15 protein-coding genes and 1 tRNA gene are annotated in these 16,613 nt (G+C 69.1%); 5 read left to right on the plus strand and 11 right to left on the minus strand.

Going from position 1 to position 16,613, the window contains the following annotated elements; all coding sequences use genetic code 11:
* Positions 1–107 precede the first annotated feature (107 nt).
* The 5 genes from map to KF708C_RS00230 form a co-directional block, all read right to left on the minus strand.
* Positions 108–899, minus strand: a complete 792-nt coding sequence (map, locus tag KF708C_RS00210; protein ID WP_020204453.1) for a type I methionyl aminopeptidase — start codon at positions 897–899, stop codon at positions 108–110.
* Entirely contained in the window at positions 896–1,147 is a 252-nt protein-coding gene (locus tag KF708C_RS00215) for a ParD-like family protein (protein WP_020204452.1), read from the minus strand. The genes map and KF708C_RS00215 overlap by 4 nt, the downstream gene beginning before the upstream one ends.
* Before the next feature lie 125 nt (positions 1,148–1,272).
* A complete protein-coding gene (locus KF708C_RS00220; protein ID WP_082079382.1) occupies positions 1,273–2,346 on the minus strand; it encodes a DNA alkylation repair protein in 1,074 nt (357 codons plus the stop codon).
* 318 nt (positions 2,347–2,664) lie between these two features.
* Positions 2,665–2,751: transfer RNA gene (locus KF708C_RS00225), tRNA-Leu, on the minus strand.
* 481 nt (positions 2,752–3,232) lie between these two features.
* Entirely contained in the window at positions 3,233–4,231 is a 999-nt protein-coding gene (locus KF708C_RS00230; RefSeq protein ID WP_059410376.1) for an NAD-dependent epimerase/dehydratase family protein, read from the minus strand.
* Between the two features lie 96 nt (positions 4,232–4,327).
* Here KF708C_RS00230 and KF708C_RS00235 point away from each other — a divergent pair, with 96 nt between their 5' ends.
* The 3 genes from KF708C_RS00235 to KF708C_RS00245 all read left to right on the plus strand — a co-directional run bounded on the left by KF708C_RS00235 (position 4,328) and on the right by KF708C_RS00245 (position 8,477).
* Positions 4,328–5,218 carry a LysR family transcriptional regulator gene (locus KF708C_RS00235; protein ID WP_020204448.1) on the plus strand — a complete coding sequence of 297 codons (891 nt, stop codon included), beginning with the start codon at positions 4,328–4,330 and terminating at the stop codon, positions 5,216–5,218.
* Between the two features lie 240 nt (positions 5,219–5,458).
* Positions 5,459–6,160: a glutathione S-transferase C-terminal domain-containing protein gene (locus KF708C_RS00240; protein ID WP_059410377.1), complete on the plus strand. Its 702-nt coding sequence runs from the start codon at positions 5,459–5,461 to the stop codon at positions 6,158–6,160.
* A 685-nt stretch (positions 6,161–6,845) separates the two neighbouring features.
* Positions 6,846–8,477, plus strand: coding sequence for an EAL domain-containing protein (locus tag KF708C_RS00245; RefSeq protein ID WP_020204446.1), 1,632 nt, complete (start codon positions 6,846–6,848; stop codon positions 8,475–8,477).
* 132 nt (positions 8,478–8,609) lie between these two features.
* Here KF708C_RS00245 and KF708C_RS00250 read toward each other — a convergent pair whose 3' ends face one another.
* Entirely contained in the window at positions 8,610–9,578 is a 969-nt protein-coding gene (locus tag KF708C_RS00250; protein WP_197090296.1) for a LysR substrate-binding domain-containing protein, read from the minus strand.
* Between the two features lie 142 nt (positions 9,579–9,720).
* Here KF708C_RS00250 and KF708C_RS00255 point away from each other — a divergent pair, with 142 nt between their 5' ends.
* Complete coding sequence (locus KF708C_RS00255; protein WP_020204444.1) at positions 9,721–10,470, plus strand: SDR family NAD(P)-dependent oxidoreductase; 750 nt, start codon at positions 9,721–9,723, stop codon at positions 10,468–10,470.
* Between the two features lie 83 nt (positions 10,471–10,553).
* Here the strand turns inward: KF708C_RS00255 and KF708C_RS00260 are convergent, their stop codons facing one another.
* The 5 genes from KF708C_RS00260 to KF708C_RS00280 form a co-directional block, all read right to left on the minus strand.
* Entirely contained in the window at positions 10,554–11,747 is a 1,194-nt protein-coding gene (locus KF708C_RS00260) for a class I SAM-dependent rRNA methyltransferase (RefSeq protein WP_020204443.1), read from the minus strand.
* Between the two features lie 373 nt (positions 11,748–12,120).
* A complete protein-coding gene (locus KF708C_RS00265) occupies positions 12,121–12,423 on the minus strand; it encodes an HP0495 family protein (protein WP_020204442.1) in 303 nt (100 codons plus the stop codon).
* Between the two features lie 16 nt (positions 12,424–12,439).
* Entirely contained in the window at positions 12,440–13,657 is a 1,218-nt protein-coding gene (locus KF708C_RS00270; protein WP_020423858.1) for a D-alanyl-D-alanine carboxypeptidase family protein, read from the minus strand.
* Positions 13,658–13,725: 68 nt separating this feature from the next.
* Positions 13,726–14,370, minus strand: a complete 645-nt coding sequence (locus KF708C_RS00275) for an alpha/beta hydrolase (RefSeq protein WP_059410378.1) — start codon at positions 14,368–14,370, stop codon at positions 13,726–13,728.
* 118 nt (positions 14,371–14,488) lie between these two features.
* Positions 14,489–14,806 carry a (2Fe-2S) ferredoxin domain-containing protein gene (locus KF708C_RS00280; RefSeq protein ID WP_020204439.1) on the minus strand — a complete coding sequence of 106 codons (318 nt, stop codon included), beginning with the start codon at positions 14,804–14,806 and terminating at the stop codon, positions 14,489–14,491.
* Positions 14,807–15,239: 433 nt separating this feature from the next.
* On the opposite strand from KF708C_RS00280, the gene KF708C_RS00285 reads away from it, so the two are divergent.
* Positions 15,240–16,538, plus strand: coding sequence for a dicarboxylate/amino acid:cation symporter (locus KF708C_RS00285; RefSeq protein WP_020204438.1), 1,299 nt, complete (start codon positions 15,240–15,242; stop codon positions 16,536–16,538).
* Positions 16,539–16,613 lie beyond the last annotated feature (75 nt).

Below are 16,613 nucleotides of genomic sequence, written 5' to 3' on the forward strand. Positions count from 1 at the left end.
CCCGGCCGCCCGGATGCGGGCAGTGCCTGGGCCTGGCCGTCGCCACCGTGGCGGGCTCGGGCGCTTCGCCGCTGTGACGCGGCGCGCCGCACGCGCACCGGACGCGGCTAGATGCCTTCGTACTCGCCGGGGCCGTCGGGCCACGGCGTGAGGATCTCCACGCCGTCCGCCGTCACCGCCACCATGTGCTCCCACTGCGCGGAAAGCGAGTGGTCGCGCGTCACCACGGTCCAGCCGTCGGGCAGTTCCTTGACGTGGCGCTTGCCCGCGTTGATCATCGGCTCGATCGTAAACACCATGCCTTCCTTGAGGCGCAGCCCTTCGCCGCGGTTGCCGTAGTGCAGCACCTGCGGCTCGTCGTGGTAGATGGTGCCGATGCCGTGCCCGCAGTATTCGCGCACCACGCTGAAGCCCTCGCGGTGCGCCACCGTCTGGATCGCGTGGCCCACGTCGCCGAGCGTGGCACCGGGGCGCACCTGGCGGATGCCGGCCAGCAGCGCCTCGTAGGTGGTGCGCACCAGCTTGCGGGCCAGCGGCGCGGGCTCGCCGACGAAGTACATGCGGCTGGTGTCGCCGAACCAGCCGTCCTTGATGATGGCCACGTCGAGGTTGACGATGTCGCCGGCCTTGAGCACCCTGGCCGGCGACGGGATGCCGTGGCACACCACCTGGTTCACCGACGCGCACAGCGTCTTCTGGTAGCCGTGATAGCCGATGTTGGCCGGCGTCACCTTGAGTTCGTGGACGATGTAGTCGTGGCAGATGCGGTCCAGGTCCTCGGTGCTGGCGCCGGGCTTCACGTGGGGCGCGATCATGCGCAGCACGTCGGCGGCCAGCTTGCCGGCCTCGCGGGCGCGGGCGACTTCCGCCGGCGACTTGATCGGAACGCCGCGTCTCATCGCGCACCTCCGGCGGCGGCCAGGCGCGGCGCTTCGTCGGCCAGGATGGCGGCCAGGTCGAAATGGCCGGCCTGCTCGGCGCGCATGAGCAGCTGGCAGATCTGCGCGTGGTTCAGCGCCGGGTACAGCTCGGCCAGCATGCCGATGCGCATCCAGTGCTCGGCCTGCGCGTTGATGGAGCGGGACAGTGCACTGCTGCTCAGGCGCAGGTTCTCGTGCATCTGGTCCGAGATCTTGACGATACCCATGTTTTTTAATATATGAAACGTAAACGAATCGTATATTAACACGGTGCCGGCGGCCGCGCCAAGGGTGCCGCGGATGGTTCGCCCGCAAGCGGTACTTGCCGCGCCGATCTTCTCGAAACGGCTTGCTAGCAGCGCAGATCGAAGAACCCGCTCGCCATGCGCCGGCCGTTCACGACCAGCTCGACCTCGTGGCGGCCCGGGTAGTGGGTGCGCGTGGTGAAGTCGCGGATATGCTGGCTGCGCCGCACGGACACGCGCTGCCCGCCCGGCAGCGACAGTGCCTTGAGCTTGAACACCTTGGCCGAGGTCGCGCCGGATTTCTTCACGTAGGTGATCCGGTAGTCGACCACGAGCCGCTGCGGCGCCGGCGAGGTCGACACCAGCTCGAACGACAGCGTGACCGCGTCGCCGAGCGCGATGCTGGCCGGCGTGACGGCGAACCGGCCGATCTCCACCAGCGGCGCGGCGCCCGCGCCGATCGCCGCCAGCGCGCGCGGGTTGCCCTGCTTGACCAGCGTGCGCAGCGCCTGCTTCACGATCCACGCGGTGCGCGGATTGCCGGCGGGCCAGGCCTCGACCCGGTCCAGCACCCAGTCCGGATGCCGCTTGGTGATGTCGTTGAGGTGGTTGGCCACCGACTTGCGGACGTAGAGGCTGTCGTCCGCGCGCAGGTTGTCGATGATGTTCGCGGTCAGCGCCGGGTTGGCTTCTATCTCGCCGAGCCGGAAGGACCACGGCAGGCGCGGGCGGCTGCCTTCGCTGGCGAGGCGGCGCACCGCGTCGCTGCTGTCCGTGGACCACGTTTCCATGATGGCGAGCGCGCGCGGCAGGTCGTCGCGCAGGAATTCCCGGACCGCGAATTCCGACGTGCCGAACTGCGTGAAGAACTTCAGCGCGTTCATCGAGGCATCGAACGCGCGGCGTCCGGCATGGCGCCCGTATTGCCCGACGTAGTCGGGCGGCACCAGCGACATGAAGCCTGCGCCGATATGCGGCGCGGCTTCGGTCAGCATGCGCAGCGCGCCGTCGAAGCCGGCGGGGCAAGCCGCGTGGATGGCCACGCTCGCCTGGCGCACGCGCGCCATCAGGGTCAGGTCTTCCAGGCCGTCGAGCGCGACCGAGAGAAAGGTCTTGTCGTCGAAGTCGGGCGCAACGGCGCGCAGGCGCTTCGCCAGCTGGCGGAAGCGCTGCGTGTCCATTGCCAGTTTCAGCGGAGCTGGCGCAGCTTTGGTCATGGGTCTTGTGCCGGTCAGACCGCCGTTCGGTCTGCTGGCGGGAGCATAGACCAGGCTGCTGTCAGTTTCTGTCAGGAGACTTCGGGGAGCGTGAAGCGCGCGCGCGGCTGGCGGGGCGTGGCGAGTGGCGTGGCGAAAAACCGGAGCCGGAAAACAGAAAACCCCGCGGGCACGAGGCTTTGCGGGGCTCTGACGGATTGCTTGTTGCTACCTTCTCACTGCTTTTTTACTGCTTTCTCACTGCGCTTTCTCACTGCGCTTTCTCACTGCAATACAGCTTCGTGGTGCCCAGGAGAGGACTCGAACCTCCACAGTGTTGCCACCGCTAGGACCTGAACCTAGTGCGTCTACCAATTTCGCCACCTGGGCAAGCTGAGCCGCGCATTTTACCCAAGACATGGAAATTTGCAAGCGTCGCGGTTCGCGATGGCGGGAAGGCGCCGGCGAAGTCCCGTCATGGGCCTGTGCCGACGCCGGCTTGCGGCGGGTGGGGAGCCGCGCTCAGCACCGTGGCCGGCGTGCTCCCCGGGGCTGTCCCCGCGTCAGGTCAGGAGGTTGAACGCGAACCCCAGCGCGATCGCGCCGCCGAGGGCTTCCAGTGCTGCCAGTGCGAGAAGGTTCTTCAAAACGAAGGCATCATCCTGCTTGGTCACCATGTCGTCTCCCGATATAGGAATCCACGGCCGAAGGTCGATGGCGGGCACCGCGATGGCAAGCACGGCGGTACGGGTCCACGCTCCAGCCACGTCTTGATGCGCGTTCAGTAGACCGCAACGCGGGGGCGGCGAAAAGTCGGCATAAACCCGTACCGCGGTACGGTGCAGAGCAGCAATCGCCGCCGTCCGCGGCCTCATGCCGCCGCCATTGCCTTCGGCGCGCCGGGCGCGAGGTTCCCCATGCCGGCCAGCGTCGCCTCCACCGCTTCGTCGAGCGGGGTGTGCGGCTCGTGTCCCAGCACCGCCAGCAGGCGCGCGTTGTCCATGCGCACGGGCGTGTTCCACAGGTAGCGCATCTCGCGCAGTTCGCGCAGCGTCGCCACGAACGGCGACGCCAGCGCGGCCAGCCACCACGGGAAGGCGGCCACGCGCGGCGCGGCGCCGGTGCGGCGCGCCACCACGCGGCGGATGGCGCCGCTCATCTGCGTGCCGTCCGCGTCCCAGTGGCCCGCCATGTGGAACGCGGCGAAGGCGTCGAGCGTGTCGCGGCGCGCGAGCAGCTCGACCATCGTGCGGGCGACGTCGGGCAGGTAGGACCACTGGTGCCCGACGCCGCGCCGGCCCGGGTAGCGGATGGTCTTCACCGGCTGCCCGGGTTTGACCAGCCCTTGCGAGAACCAGTTGTTGCCGGCGCCCGGCCCGAAGAAGTCCCCGGCGCGCACGATGATGACGCGGGCGCCCGCGCGGCTGGCCTGTTCCAGGCGCCGCTCGAGCTCGACGCGGATGGCGCCCTTGCGCGTGGCCGGGTGCTGCGGCGCGTCCTCGCGCAGCACGGGGAAGGCGTCGGCGCCGTAGTTGTAGACCGTGCCGGGCAGCACGATGGTCGCGCGCTGCGCGATGGCGGCGGCGATGGTGTTGTCGAGCATCGGCAGCACCAGCTGCTGCCAGTTGCGGTAGCCGGGCGGGTTGACCGCATGGACGATCACCGCGCAGCCCGCCGCGGCGCTGGCCACGTCCGCGGCGGCGAGCGCATCGCCGCGCAGCCACAGGATGCCGTCCCTGCGCCCGGTGGCGTGCGCCGCGCCGCGCCGGAGCGCGCGCACGTCCCAGCCCGCGTCGCGCAACTGGCGCGCCACTTCGCCGCCAGCGCCGCCGGTGGCGCCGAGAACCAGGACCGTGTTGCCGTTTGCCATCTTGCTCTCCGAAAAGGCGTGTCGATGGCGGTATTCTGCGAGCGGATGGACTAAACGAAAATTACCGAATTCCGACTAGTCGCTATACATTTACGCATGACCTCGAATATCGGCTGGGAACTCTACCGCTCCTTCCTCGGCGTGCTGAAGGCCGGCTCGCTGTCCGGCGCCGCGCGCGAACTGGGCCTGACCCAGCCGACCGTGGGGCGCCACGTCGCGGCGCTGGAGGCGGCGCTGGGCGTGGCCCTGTTCACGCGCTCGCAGGTCGGCCTCGCGCCGACCGAGGTGGCGCTGGGCCTGCGCGCCCATGCGGAGATCATGGCCAGCACGGCCGCCTCGCTCGAGCGCGCGGCCTCCGGTTATGGCGAAGGCGTGCGCGGCGTGGTGCGCGTGTCGGCCAGCGAGGTGGTCGGGGTCGAGGTGCTGCCGCCCATCGTCGAGCGCCTGCGGCGCCGGCACGCGGAACTGAAGATCGAGCTGGTCCTGACCAACCGGGTGCAGGACCTGCTGCGGCGCGAGGCCGACATCGCGGTGCGCATGATGCGGCCCGAGCAGGCGCAACTGCTTGCCCGCCGCGTCGGCAACATCGAGATCGGCCTGCACGCGCGCAAGGACTACCTCGCCCGGCATGGCGCGCCGCGCCGGGTCAGCGAGCTGGCCGGGCACGCGCTGATCGGCTACGACCAGCCGAGCGCGTTCGTGCGCGCGGCCAGCCGGTCCTTCACGGGCTTCGACCGCGATGCGTTCTCGATCCGCACCGACAGCGACCTCGCGCAGCTCGCGCTGATCCGCAGCGGCGCCGGCATCGGCATCTGCCAGGCCGCGCTCGCCGCGCGCGACGACACGCTGGCGCGGGTGCTGCCAGGCGCGTTCTCCATGCAGCTCGACACCTGGGTGACGATGCACGAGGACCTGCGCAACAGCCCGCGCTGCCGGGTCACGTTCGATGCGCTGGTCGAGGGGCTGGTGGCCTACGCGCGGCCCTGATGCGTGGCCGCGGGCGTCTGGCGCGGCGGCCGGGATTGCTGGTGCGTTCTTCCCCGCTCTTGCCGACGCAGGCTGCCATGAGGTGACGCCGCAGGCATCGGCGCCGCCGCGCCGCCGGCGAATGTGGCGGCGTGGGCGCCCGCCTGCCGCGCCCGCCGCGCTGGTGCTTGCCTTGCGCGGCCATTTCCCGAACACTGCGGGGACCCTCGTGCCAGGCTGGCCGCCAGCAAGGAGCGCCGCGTGATCACACTCTATTCCTACCCGGACCTGTTCGGCGTGGAGGACAACAATCCCTACGGCCTCAAGGTCTTCGCGTTCCTCAAGCTGTGCGGGCTGGCGTTCGGGCATCGCCACATTCTCGACGCGCGGTCGGCGCCGCGCGCGCAGTTGCCCTACGTGGACGACGACGGCCACGCCATCGGCGACAGCGACGCCATCGTGCGCCACCTGACGCAGCACTACGGCTTGTCCATCGACGCGGCGCTGACCGACGCGCAGCGCGACCTCGATCACCTCGTGCGGCGCACGCTGGACGACCTGTACTGGGTGATGTCGTATTCGCGCTGGCGCGACGAGCGCTATTGGCCGGCGTTCATGGCGGCGCTGCTGCGCACGCATGCCGACCTCACCGAGGACGCGCTCCTCGCCGCGCGGAAGTACAACTTCGAGCGCTATTACTACCAGGGCATCGGGCGCTACGAGCGGGACGAGGTGTATGCGCGGGGCATGGCCGACCTTGCGGTGGTGTCCCGCCTGATCGGCGAGCGGGCCTTCCTGTTCGGCGACGCGCCGGCCAGCACCGACGCGGGCATCTACGGCTTCGTCGCCAACATCCATTGCTACGACATCGACACGCCGCTCAAGCGCTTCGTGCTGTCGCGGCCGAACCTGGTGCGGCACTGCAACGGCGTGCGCGCGGCGATGGGGCAGGGTGCGCGGTAGGGCGGCGGGCCGTTCGGTTCCTGGCGCGTGGCCGCGCGTCCTTCCTGGCGGTGCTTTCGGTCCCGCTTTCGGTGACGTTTCCGCCGGCATTTTCCGGTAATGTGCCGCCACCGTCATGCATGCCTGCCATGCCGGGTTTAAAAACAATTCGTGAATTCGTTTCGGAAATTTCTTTATTGATTGTTTTATATCAATTGCCCGTGCGATTGAAGTGCGGGCTGCCTTATTTCACGGAGAATTCGCCGCGAAATCAGGCCGGGAGTGGCGAAATGGAAGAACGGAGTTCAATTTGGCGCGGGAATGGCCGCCGGCAATGAGGGGAATCCACAATGCCGGCATAGATATGATTGACCTCGCCTCATGGCGATGGCAGTGTCTTGAAAAAACGGCAAGGCATCCGTTTTCGCGGGACCGGATCCGGATATTCGATCAGACGCTGCCGGACGCTTATCGGAAATTTATCGGAAATTTATCGGACATTTATCGGACGATATCGGAAAATTCCTGTTCGATAAAAAAGACGAGACATCTGCAAGCTGCCCGCGCGCCACGCTCGTGCGCCAATTTCACCGGCTGCGAAGCCATCGCCGTACCATAGCCGGGCTTTGATCATGCCGGAGCGCCGCGCCCGGGCGACGCGCTCCGCTCGCCGGGCACCGGCGCTTTTCATCACAGGGAGTCAATCTTGTCCGAATCGGCCATCTCGGACCGCCCGCCGTGGCGCCGCCATCTGCTGCTGGCCTGCGTCGCGCTCGTGCCGCTGCTGTTGTGCGCGGTGCTGAGCTGGACCGAGGCGCGCCGCCACGAGCGGCGCGAGGCGATGCAGGTCGCCGACCTCGTGCGCAACCGGGCGGAAAGCATACTCGGGCACGCGCGCCTGGTGGCGGGCCAGTTGCTGCCGCTGACGGAGCAGCCGTGCGCGCCGATCGCCAACCAGCTGGCGCGCGTGGGCTCGCTGGAGCCGTATTTCCGCTCCGTGCTGCTGACCGACCACGACCGCATCTATTGCTCGTCGATCGACGGCCCGGTGGACTACCCGCTGTCCTCGGTCAAGGCGTTCCCGGCCAGGGTGCCCGGCAAGCCGTGGACCCGCATGGTGAGCGGCTCGCCGCTGATGCCGGACCGCCCGGCCCTGCTGGTGGAGAAATCCGGCGGCGCGCGCTCGGTGCTGACCATCGTCGACGGCCAGCACCTGCTCGACCTGCTGCAGGCGGTGGCGCCGCTCGGCGGCTACAGCCTGGAGCTGCGCGTGGGCGACGGCATCGCCCTGCGCGGCGGCGTGCCGGAGGCCACCCGCGCGATGACCTCGATGCTGTTCGAGGGCGACGCCGACGTGTCGGGCACCCGGATCGGCGTGCGCGTGCACGGCCTGCGCGCGCGCCTGTACGCCGCGTGGCACGAGCTGCTGCAGCGTTTCATGCCGTTCGCGGTGCTGCTGTCGGGCGTGCTGGTGTTCCTCTGCCACCGGCTGCAGCAGGGCCGGCGCTCGGAGCGCGAGCAACTGCTGCGCGCCATCCGCGACGGCGAGTTCCGCGTCGAGTACCAGCCGGTCTACAGCGCCGCCGAGGACCGCTGCGAGGGCGCGGAGGCGCTGCTGCGCTGGGACCGCCCGGGCACGGGCCCGGTGCGTCCCGATACCTTCATCGCCACCGCGGAGCAGACCCACGTCATCGTGCCGCTGACGCGGCACCTGCTGGAGATGGTGGCGCGCGATTTCCGCGGCTGGCAGACCCGGCCCGGGTTTCACCTCGGCATCAACCTCGCCGCCGAGCACCTGTCGAGCCCGGGCCTGCTGGCCGACATGCGCGCCTTCCTGGCCGAGGTGTCGGCGCGCCAGCCGGTGGTGGTGCTCGAAATCACCGAGCGCGGCCTGGTCGAGAACCCGGAGCAGGCGCAGCGCAACCTGCATGCCCTGCGCGCCGAGGGCGTGCGCGTGGCCATCGACGACTTCGGCACCGGCTATTGCGCGCTGTCGTACCTGCAGCGGTTTCCGTTCGACCTGCTCAAGGTCGACAAGGGCTTCGTGCAGGCCATCGACCCGGAGCAGGGCAACGCGCCGGTGCTGGACACCATCATCGGCCTGGCGCAGCGCCTCGGCGCCGGGCTGGTGGCCGAGGGCGTGGAGCGGCCGGTGCAGTTCGACTACCTGCGCGCGCGCGGCGTGTCGTTCATGCAGGGCTTCCTGTACGCGCGGCCGATGCCGCCGCTGGAATTCGCGCGCTGGTACGCGAGCGCGGGGCAGCGCCGCTTGCCCAGCAGCGCCGGCGAGGCAAAAAAAAGCCCCGCTACGCCGCGGGGCAACTACCACGAAGACTGATAGGAAGAGGCGGAAGGACACCTGCCAATGCCGCATCCGCACAGCGGACTATAGGCAGGTTTTGTGACGGACCGAAGACGTTCGCATGAAGACGTGATGACGGCAATGGCGATGACGGCGCGGGGCGGCGCGCTAGCGGAAGGCGCCCGCGCGCGCATCGCCCTCGCGCCCGCCCGCGGCCGGCGTGCCGAAGCCGCGCACGAGCGCGTCGAGCAGCGTGCGCACCGCCGGCACCAGCCCGCGCCGGCTCGGGAATACCGCGTGGACGATGCCGACCGGCAGGCGGAATTCCGGCAGCACGCGGATCAGCGCGCCTTCGTCGAGCGCGCGCTGCACGAAGTTGTGGGGCAGGCATGCCACGCCGGCGCCATCGCGGGCGGCATGCAGCAGGGTGGACATGTCGTCGGTCGCCAGCCGCGGCACGTGATGAAAGGGCACTTCCGCGCCGCCGGGCCCGCGCAGCGGCCATACGTGCTTGTCGGCCATGCGCGCGGTGCCCAGCGTGGGCAGGCCGGCGAGCGCCGCCACCGTGGCCGGATGGCCGTAGCAGGCGAGCAGGCGGGGGCTGGCGACCAGCACCATTGCCGAGTCGCCCAGCGGCCGCACGGCCAGGTCGGAGTCGTCGAGCGGCGGCCGCCGCACGCGGATGGCGATGTCGAACCCTTCCTTCACCACGTTGACGCGCCGGTTGGTGGCGACCAGGTCGATGCGCACCAGCGGGTGTTCGGCCAGGTAGCGCGACAGGATGGCCGCCACGTCGCTGCGCAGCAGCCCCGGCGGACAACTGAGGCGCACCACGCCCTGCGGCGCGGAACGCACGCGCTCGACGGCTTCGCGCGCCGCGCGCGCCTCGCTTTGCAGCGCCACGCAATGCCGGTAGAGCGTCTGCCCGATCTCCGTCACGGTGACGCTGCGGGTGGTGCGCTGGAGCAGCCGCACGCCGAGCTGCGCCTCGAGTTCCGCGACGCGCCGGCTCAGCTTCGATGCCTGCATGCCGGTGGCGCGCGCGGCGGCGGTATAGCCGCCGTGCTCGACCACCTGGGCGAACAGCAGCATGTCGGTCACGTCGGGGAAATCGGGCAGGTCGGCGGCGGCGGGCAAAAGTGGCTCCTTTGAACTATTGCAAATATAGAACGATCCCTTGCCGCAGGCTGCCTTGTTCCGCACCTGGGCGCGGCCTATTCTGCTCCCACACCGGCGTGCCAATGGTGGCAGGCCGCAAGACACCGCAAGGAATCGCAGCATGGGCAACAAACTCGAAGGCAAGATCGCCGTCATCACCGGCGCCAGTTCCGGCATCGGCCTGGCCACCGCCAGGCGCTTCGTCGCCGAAGGCGCGCGCGTCTTCATCACCGGCCGCCGCCAGGATGCGCTCGACGCCGCGGTCGCGCAGCTCGGCGGCAATGTCACGGCATTGCGCGGCGACGTCGCCAGCCTCGACGACCTGGACCGGTTCTACGCGCTGGTCGGGCAGGAGGCGGGACGGATCGACGTGCTGTTCGCCAATGCCGGCGGCGGCGAGTTCGCGCCGCTCGGCACGATCACCGAGGCGCACTACGAAAGCACCTTCGATACCAATGTGAAGGGCACCCTGTTCACGGTGCAGAAGGCGCTGCCGCTGCTCAAGGATGGCGCCTCGGTGATCCTGACCGGCTCCACCGCCGGCTCCTCGGGCACCGAAGCGTTCAGCGTGTACAGCGCCAGCAAGGCCGCGGTGCGCAACTTCGCGCGCTCGTGGATCCTCGACCTGAAGCCGCGCGGCATCCGCGTCAATGTGCTGAGCCCCGGGGCCACGCGCACGCCCGGGCTGACCGGGCTGGTGCCCGAAGGACAGGCCGATGCGATCTACGGCCACCTGGCGGCCGCCACGCCGCTCGGCCGGGTCGGCGATCCGGCCGAGATCGCCGCCGCCGCGCTGTTCCTCGCGTCGGACGACAGCAGCTTCGTGAACGGCGCCGAGTTCTTTGTCGACGGCGGGCTCGCGCAGGTCTGAGTCCCGGCAAAAAAAAGCCCGCCGCGCTGCCTGGCGCGGCGGGCGGGCTGCCTGGCATTGCCGGAAACGGCGCCGCCGGGGCCTCAGATTTTTTCGAGCAGCAGGCCCTTGAGGTATTCGCCTTCGGGGAAGGCCGCCAGCATCGGGTGGTCGGTGCCGGCCGACAGGCGCCGCAGGATGCGCGCGTCGACGCGCGCGTCGGTCGCCGCGCCGGCCACGATCTTCTGGAACAGCTCCATGCTGATCGCGCCCGAGCACGAGTACGTGAACAGCAGGCCGCCCGGGCGCAGCAACTGCATGCCGACCAGGTTGATCTCCTTGTAGGCGCGCGCGGCGCGGTCGATGTGCTGGGCCGACGGCGCGAACTTGGGCGGGTCGAGCACGATCAGGTCGAACTGGCGGCCCTCGGCGCGGAACTGGCGCAGTGTCTTGAACACGTCGGCGTCGAGCCAGGTGGCGCGCGCGGGGTCGAAGCCGTTGAGCGTGACGTTGCCGGCGGCGGTCTTGAGCGCTTCGCCCGACGAGTCGATCGAAGTCACGGCGGTGGCGCCGCCGCGCAGCGCGGCCAGCGAGAAGCCGCCGGTGTAGCAGAAGCAGTTGAGCACCTCGCGGCCGGCGGCGAGATCGCCGACCAGCTTGCGGTTGTCGCGCTGGTCCACGTAGAAGCCGGTCTTGTGGCCGTTGCGCACGTCCACGTAATAGCGCACGCCGTGCTCGGTGACGTTGAGCGCCGGGTCGGGCTCGGCGCCGGCCAGCACGCCAGTGACCAGCGGCAGGCCTTCGCGCTCGCGCACGGCGGCGTCGGAGCGCTCGTAGACGTTGGGGCAGCCGGTTTCCTTGACCAGCGCCTGCACCAGCGCGTCCTTCCAGGCTTCCACGCCGGCCGAGTTGAACTGGCACACCAGCTGGCCGCCCGCGCCGCTGCCGTAGTAGTCGACGATCAGGCCCGGCAGGCGGTCGGACTCGCCGAAGACCAGGCGCACGGCGTTGCTGTCGGCGACCCACTGCTTGCGGTGCGCGAGCGCGGCGGACACGCGGCGCTTGAACATGGCGTGGTCGACCGGCTCGTTCTCGTCGAAGCTCCACACCCGCGCGCGGATCTGCGAAGAGGGGCTGTACGCCGCGCGCGCCAGGAAGCGGCCGTCGGCGGCGCGCACGATCACGGTGCTGCCCGGCTCGCAACGGCCTTCGGTGGCGGCCACGCCGGTGGCGTAGACCCAGGGGTGGCGGCGCAGCAGCGATTTTTCCTTGCCGGGCTTGAGGGTGATGGTGTTCATGGTTTTTTTGGTTTTGGGGCTGGCAGCGGCGGGCAACGAAGCCGGGGGTTTTTTCGGCACGGCGGCATTCGCAAGCCCCCGCCCTCTCCCCCGGCCCCTCTCCCGCGGGCGGGAGAGGGGAGGAACCCCCCCCCGGGGCGATCGACGAAGCCCGCGAATGGGCCCACACCGCCAGAGCTGGCCCAAGCAAGGTGTCCCCCCTCTCCCCTCACGGGGAGAGGGCCGGGGAGAGGGGCGGTTTAGCTAGGAGCCACATCAAGCGGAGCCAGCGGTTTTTCCCAGCGTAGAGGCGAGAAACGAAGCCGCCGGTTTTTTCCTGCACGGCAGCATTCGCAACCCCCACCCTCTCCCGCAAACAGGAGAAGGAAGCGAACTACAGCACGATCTTGACCATCGGGTGCGAGGTCAGCGCGCGGTACAGGTCGTCGAGCTGCTCGCGGCTGGTGACCCACACGGTGATGGTCAGGCCGAGGTAGTTGCCGTTGCGCGAGGGGCGCATTTCCAGCTTGCCGGCGTGAAAGTCGGCGTCGAACTCCTGCACCAGCGTGACGATGGCTTCGGCGAAGCCGTCCTGCATGCTGCCCATCACCTTGATGGGGAAATGGCTAGGGTATTCGATCAGCGATTCGGACGGCGGGATGTCGCCCGGCCTGCCCTTGGGGTCGTCGGTGCTCATGGCAAAGCCCTCCTGCTTACTTGCGCTTGAACCACAGGCGGATGGTATCCCACAGGCGGCCGAAGAAGCCGGCCTCGGGCACTTCCTCGAGCGCCACCACCGGGAACTCGGCCACCTTGGTGGCGCCGTCCATCAGCTTGACGGTGCCGACCTGCTGGCCGGCGGCGATCGGCGCCACCAGCAGCTCCTGGCGCTCCAGCACCGGCTTGATGCGCGCGCCCGTGCCCTTGGGCACGGTGATGAAGGTCTCGTCCTTGACGCCGATCTTGATGGTGGACGCGCGGCCCTTGTAGATGTCCGGCGTGGCCAGCACCTGGCCGCGGTCGTACAGGCGCAGCGTGTCGAAGAACTGGAAGCCGTAGTTGAGGATCTTCAGGCTTTCCTGCGTGCGCACGGCTTCGGTGGCGGTGCCGATCACCACCGAGATCAGGCGGCGCGAACCGTTCGGCACGTTGGCCAGCGGGCGCTTGGCCGACGAGATCAGGCAGTAGCCGGCCGACTTGGTGTGGCCGGTCTTGACGCCGTCCACGGTCGGGTCGATGTAGAGCAGGCGGTTGCGGTTGGGCTGGCGGATCTTGTTGTAGGTGAATTCCTTCTGCGAGTACATGCCGTAGTACTCGGGGAAGTCCTTGATCAGGCGCGTGGTCAGCGTGGCCAGGTCGTTGGCCGTGGTGTAGTGGTTCGGGTCGGGGATGCCGTCGGTGTTGGTGAAGTGGGTGTTCTTCATGCCCAGTTGCTGGGCCTGGCGGTTCATCATCGCCACGAAGCCTTCTTCCGAGCCGCCCACGGCTTCGGCCAGCGCCAGCGCGGCGTCGTTGCCGGACTGCACGATCAGGCCCAGCAGCAGGTCCTGCACGCTGACCGGCTTGTTGGGTTCGAGGAACATGCGCGACTCGTCGCTCTTGACCTTGAGCACCAGCGTGGTCGGCACCACGGTCTGCTCCAGCGTCAGGCGCTTTTCCTTGAGCGCGGCGAAGGCCAGGTAGGCGGTCATCAGCTTGGTCAGCGAGGCCGGCTCGATGCGCTGGTCGGCGTTCTGCGAAGCCAGGGCCTGGCCGCTGGTGGCGTCGAACAGCATCCAGGACTTGGCCGCGACCTGCGGCGTTGGCACGCCCTGGGCGCGCGCGGGCGCGGGGGCGAGCAGCGTGGCGGCGCCGACCACGGCGGCGGTGGCGGCGGCGGCCAGGACGGACGTGTTGGCGGACGCGAGAAGCGGCGTGGCTCTATTCAACATGTTTCAGTTTCCGACAAAAAAATGGGTACGGGCAAGGCGCGGGCGGGGCGGGCAGAAGCGCTGCCGCGTCACCGCTCCCACGCATTGACGACGAGCTGCTTGATCAGGTGCAGCTTGCGGTGAAAGAAGTGGTCGGCGCCGGGAATCACGATCACGGGCAGCTCCTGCGGGCGCGCCCAGTCGAACACGCTCGCCAGCGGCACGGTCTCGTCCTGCTCGCCGTGGATGACGATGGTGTCGGCCGGCACCCCGGCCACCTGCCAGCGGCTGGCGGCGGTGCCGACCATGACCAGGCGCTGCGCGGGCGTGCCGGCCTCGGCCAGGCGCCGGGCGACGTGGCTGGCGACGAAGCTGCCGAACGAGAAGCCGCCCAGCGCCAGCGGAAGCGTGGCGGCCTCGGGCGACCAGCCGGTCTGCGCGCGCATCCAGTCGATCACGGCGAGCAGGTCGTCCTGCTCGCCCACGCCGTTGTCGTGGGTGCCGGCGCTGCCGCCCACGCCGCGGAAGTTGGGGCGCACGGTGGCGTAGCCGAGCTGCACGAAGCTGCGCGCCAGGGTCTGCGCCACCTTGTTGTCCTTGGTGCCACCGAACAGCGGATGCGGGTGGGCCACCAGCGCGAGGCCGCGCGGCGCCTGGCCCTGCGGTAGGTCCACCGAGAGTTCGATGGCGCCGGCCGGGCCGGTGATGGTGAGTACCTGGGTATGCGCGTTCATGGAAAACCGGAAGCAGGGAACTGGATGGCGGTATGGCTGGCGCCGGCGCGGTGGCGCGCGGGCTTGCAGCGATGCCGGGGATTCAGGGGCGTCCGCGCGGCGGGCGCGGACCGGCGGCTCAGCGGTCGATCATCAGGCGCTCGACCGGCTTGCCGCCCACCAGGTGGCTGTCGATGATTTCGTCGATGTCGTGCTCGTCGACGAAGGTGTACCAGACGGCCTCGGGATAGACCACCAGCACCGGGCCGAGTTCACAGCGGTCCAGGCAGCCGGACTTGTTGATCCGCACGCGCCCTTCGCCGTTGATGCCGAGCGCCTTGCAGCGCTTCTTGGCGTATTCCTGCATGGCCTGGGCGTTGTGGTCGGCACAGCAGGCCCGGCCGTCGTCGCGCTGGTTGAGGCAGAAGAAAACGTGGTGCTGGTAGAAGCTGCTCATGCGTGCTCGGCGGATGTCGTCGGGTGTCGGCGGAGGTCGGCGATCTGTGGCACCGGAGGCTGGTGCCCGGCGTGCGCCGGCCGCTGGGTCAGGTGGAAGCCCTGAATTATACGGCGTTGCGCGCGGCGATTTACCGCTTTGCCGCGGCGCCGCCGGGCGGGAACGCGGCGGCCGAGCTCGCGGGTGGCGTAACGGGCACCTTTGCCGGCGCCGGCGTACGGATTCCCGGACGCGCGCTTTCCGGAATTCCGGAAAGCCGGAGTGCGCGCGCCTGCGCTTGGAGAATTCCCGTTTGGAATCATGAGGTTGTCGCGTGGCGCCGGGCTGGCACGGCGGTTGCGATGCTTAAGCCAGACGCGTCCTCGTCGAGAAGGGCGCGCGATCCTGCCGCCGCCGCGGCGGCGGGCACGGTCAAAACACCGAGGACGACATCATGAGGAAACCCTTTTACAAGATCCTGTACGTGCAGGTGCTGTTCGCCATTGCGGTCGGCATCGTGCTCGGACACTACTGGCCCGACACCGGCGTGGCCATGAAGCCGCTTGGCGACGCGTTCATCAAGCTGATCAAGATGATCATCGGGCCGATCATCTTCTGTACCGTGGTGTCCGGCATCGCCGGCATGCGCGACATGAAGAAGGTCGGCCGGGTCGGCGGCAAGGCGCTGCTGTACTTCGAGATCGTCTCCACCTTCGCGCTGCTGATCGGCCTGCTGGCCGCCCATGCGCTCAAGCCGGGCGTGGGCTTCAACATCGATCCGGCCACGCTGGACACCAAGGCGATCTCGCAGTACGTGAAGCAGGCGCACGGCCAGAGCACGGTCGACTTCTTCATGCACATCATCCCGGACACGATCTTCAGCGCGTTCGCCAACGGCGAAATCCTGCAGATCCTGCTGGTGTCGATGTTCTTCGGCTCGGCGCTGGCGGCGATGGGCGACCGCTCGAAGATCGTGTTCGACTTCGTCGAGCAGGTCTCCAAGGTGTTCTTCCACATCGTGCACGTCATCACCAAGGTCGCGCCGCTCGGCGCGTTCGGCGCGATGGCCTTCACCATCGGCAAGTACGGCCTGGGCTCGCTGGTGCCGCTGCTCAAGCTGATCGGCACGTTCTACTTCACGGCCATCGTGTTCGTGGTGGTGGTGCTGGGCACGATCGCGCGCTTCACCGGCTTCTCGATCTTCCGCTTCGTCGCCTACATCAAGGAAGAGCTGCTGATCGTGCTGGGCACCAGCTCGTCGGAAGCCGCGCTGCCGCACCTGATGGAAAAGCTGGAAAAGCTCGGCTGCTCCAAGTCGGTGGTGGGCCTGGTGGTGCCCACGGGTTACTCGTTCAACCTGGACGGCACCAACATCTACATGACGATGGCGGTGATCTTCATCGCCCAGGCCACCGGCATCGAGCTGACGCTGCTGCAGCAGTTCACCGTGCTGGGCGTGGCGATGATCACCTCCAAGGGCGCCAGCGGCGTGACCGGCTCGGGCTTCATCACGCTGGCCGCCACGCTGGCGGTGGTGCCTGACATCCCGGTGGCGGGCATGGTGCTGATCCTCGGCATCGACCGCTTCATGAGCGAGTGCCGCGCGCTGACCAACATCGTCGGCAACGGCGTGGCCACGGTGGTGATGTCGGCCTGGGAGCGCGAGCTCGACCGCAAGCAGCTCGACCGCGTGCTGCGCGGCGGCGGCGATGGCACGGCCGAACTTGCCGAAGCCGGCACCGGCGCCCGCTGAGGACGCCGCCGGCGCCCGCGGGCCGGCCGCGGCGCCCGCCGGCGCCGCCCGCCAGCGGGTATCATCGGCGCGTGT

It is taken from the genome of Cupriavidus basilensis (genome assembly GCF_000876015.1).
GTDB lineage: Bacteria > Pseudomonadota > Gammaproteobacteria > Burkholderiales > Burkholderiaceae > Cupriavidus > Cupriavidus basilensis_B.

Bases quoted from the DNA above. Each gene is read 5' to 3' on its own strand.
- map (WP_020204453.1), bottom strand. From the start codon at position 899: ATGAGACGCGGCGTTCCGATCAAGTCGCCGGCGGAAGTCGCCCGCGCC.
- KF708C_RS00215 (WP_020204452.1), bottom strand. From the start codon at position 1,147: ATGGGTATCGTCAAGATCTCGGACCAGATGCACGAGAACCTGCGCCTG.
- KF708C_RS00220 (WP_082079382.1), bottom strand. From the start codon at position 2,346: ATGGACACGCAGCGCTTCCGCCAGCTGGCGAAGCGCCTGCGCGCCGTT.
- KF708C_RS00230 (WP_059410376.1), bottom strand. From the start codon at position 4,231: ATGGCAAACGGCAACACGGTCCTGGTTCTCGGCGCCACCGGCGGCGCT.
- KF708C_RS00235 (WP_020204448.1), top strand. From the start codon at position 4,328: ATGACCTCGAATATCGGCTGGGAACTCTACCGCTCCTTCCTCGGCGTG.
- KF708C_RS00255 (WP_020204444.1), top strand. From the start codon at position 9,721: ATGGGCAACAAACTCGAAGGCAAGATCGCCGTCATCACCGGCGCCAGT.
- KF708C_RS00260 (WP_020204443.1), bottom strand. From the start codon at position 11,747: ATGAACACCATCACCCTCAAGCCCGGCAAGGAAAAATCGCTGCTGCGC.
- KF708C_RS00265 (WP_020204442.1), bottom strand. From the start codon at position 12,423: ATGAGCACCGACGACCCCAAGGGCAGGCCGGGCGACATCCCGCCGTCC.
- KF708C_RS00270 (WP_020423858.1), bottom strand. From the start codon at position 13,657: ATGTTGAATAGAGCCACGCCGCTTCTCGCGTCCGCCAACACGTCCGTC.
- KF708C_RS00275 (WP_059410378.1), bottom strand. From the start codon at position 14,370: ATGAACGCGCATACCCAGGTACTCACCATCACCGGCCCGGCCGGCGCC.
- KF708C_RS00280 (WP_020204439.1), bottom strand. From the start codon at position 14,806: ATGAGCAGCTTCTACCAGCACCACGTTTTCTTCTGCCTCAACCAGCGC.
- KF708C_RS00285 (WP_020204438.1), top strand. From the start codon at position 15,240: ATGAGGAAACCCTTTTACAAGATCCTGTACGTGCAGGTGCTGTTCGCC.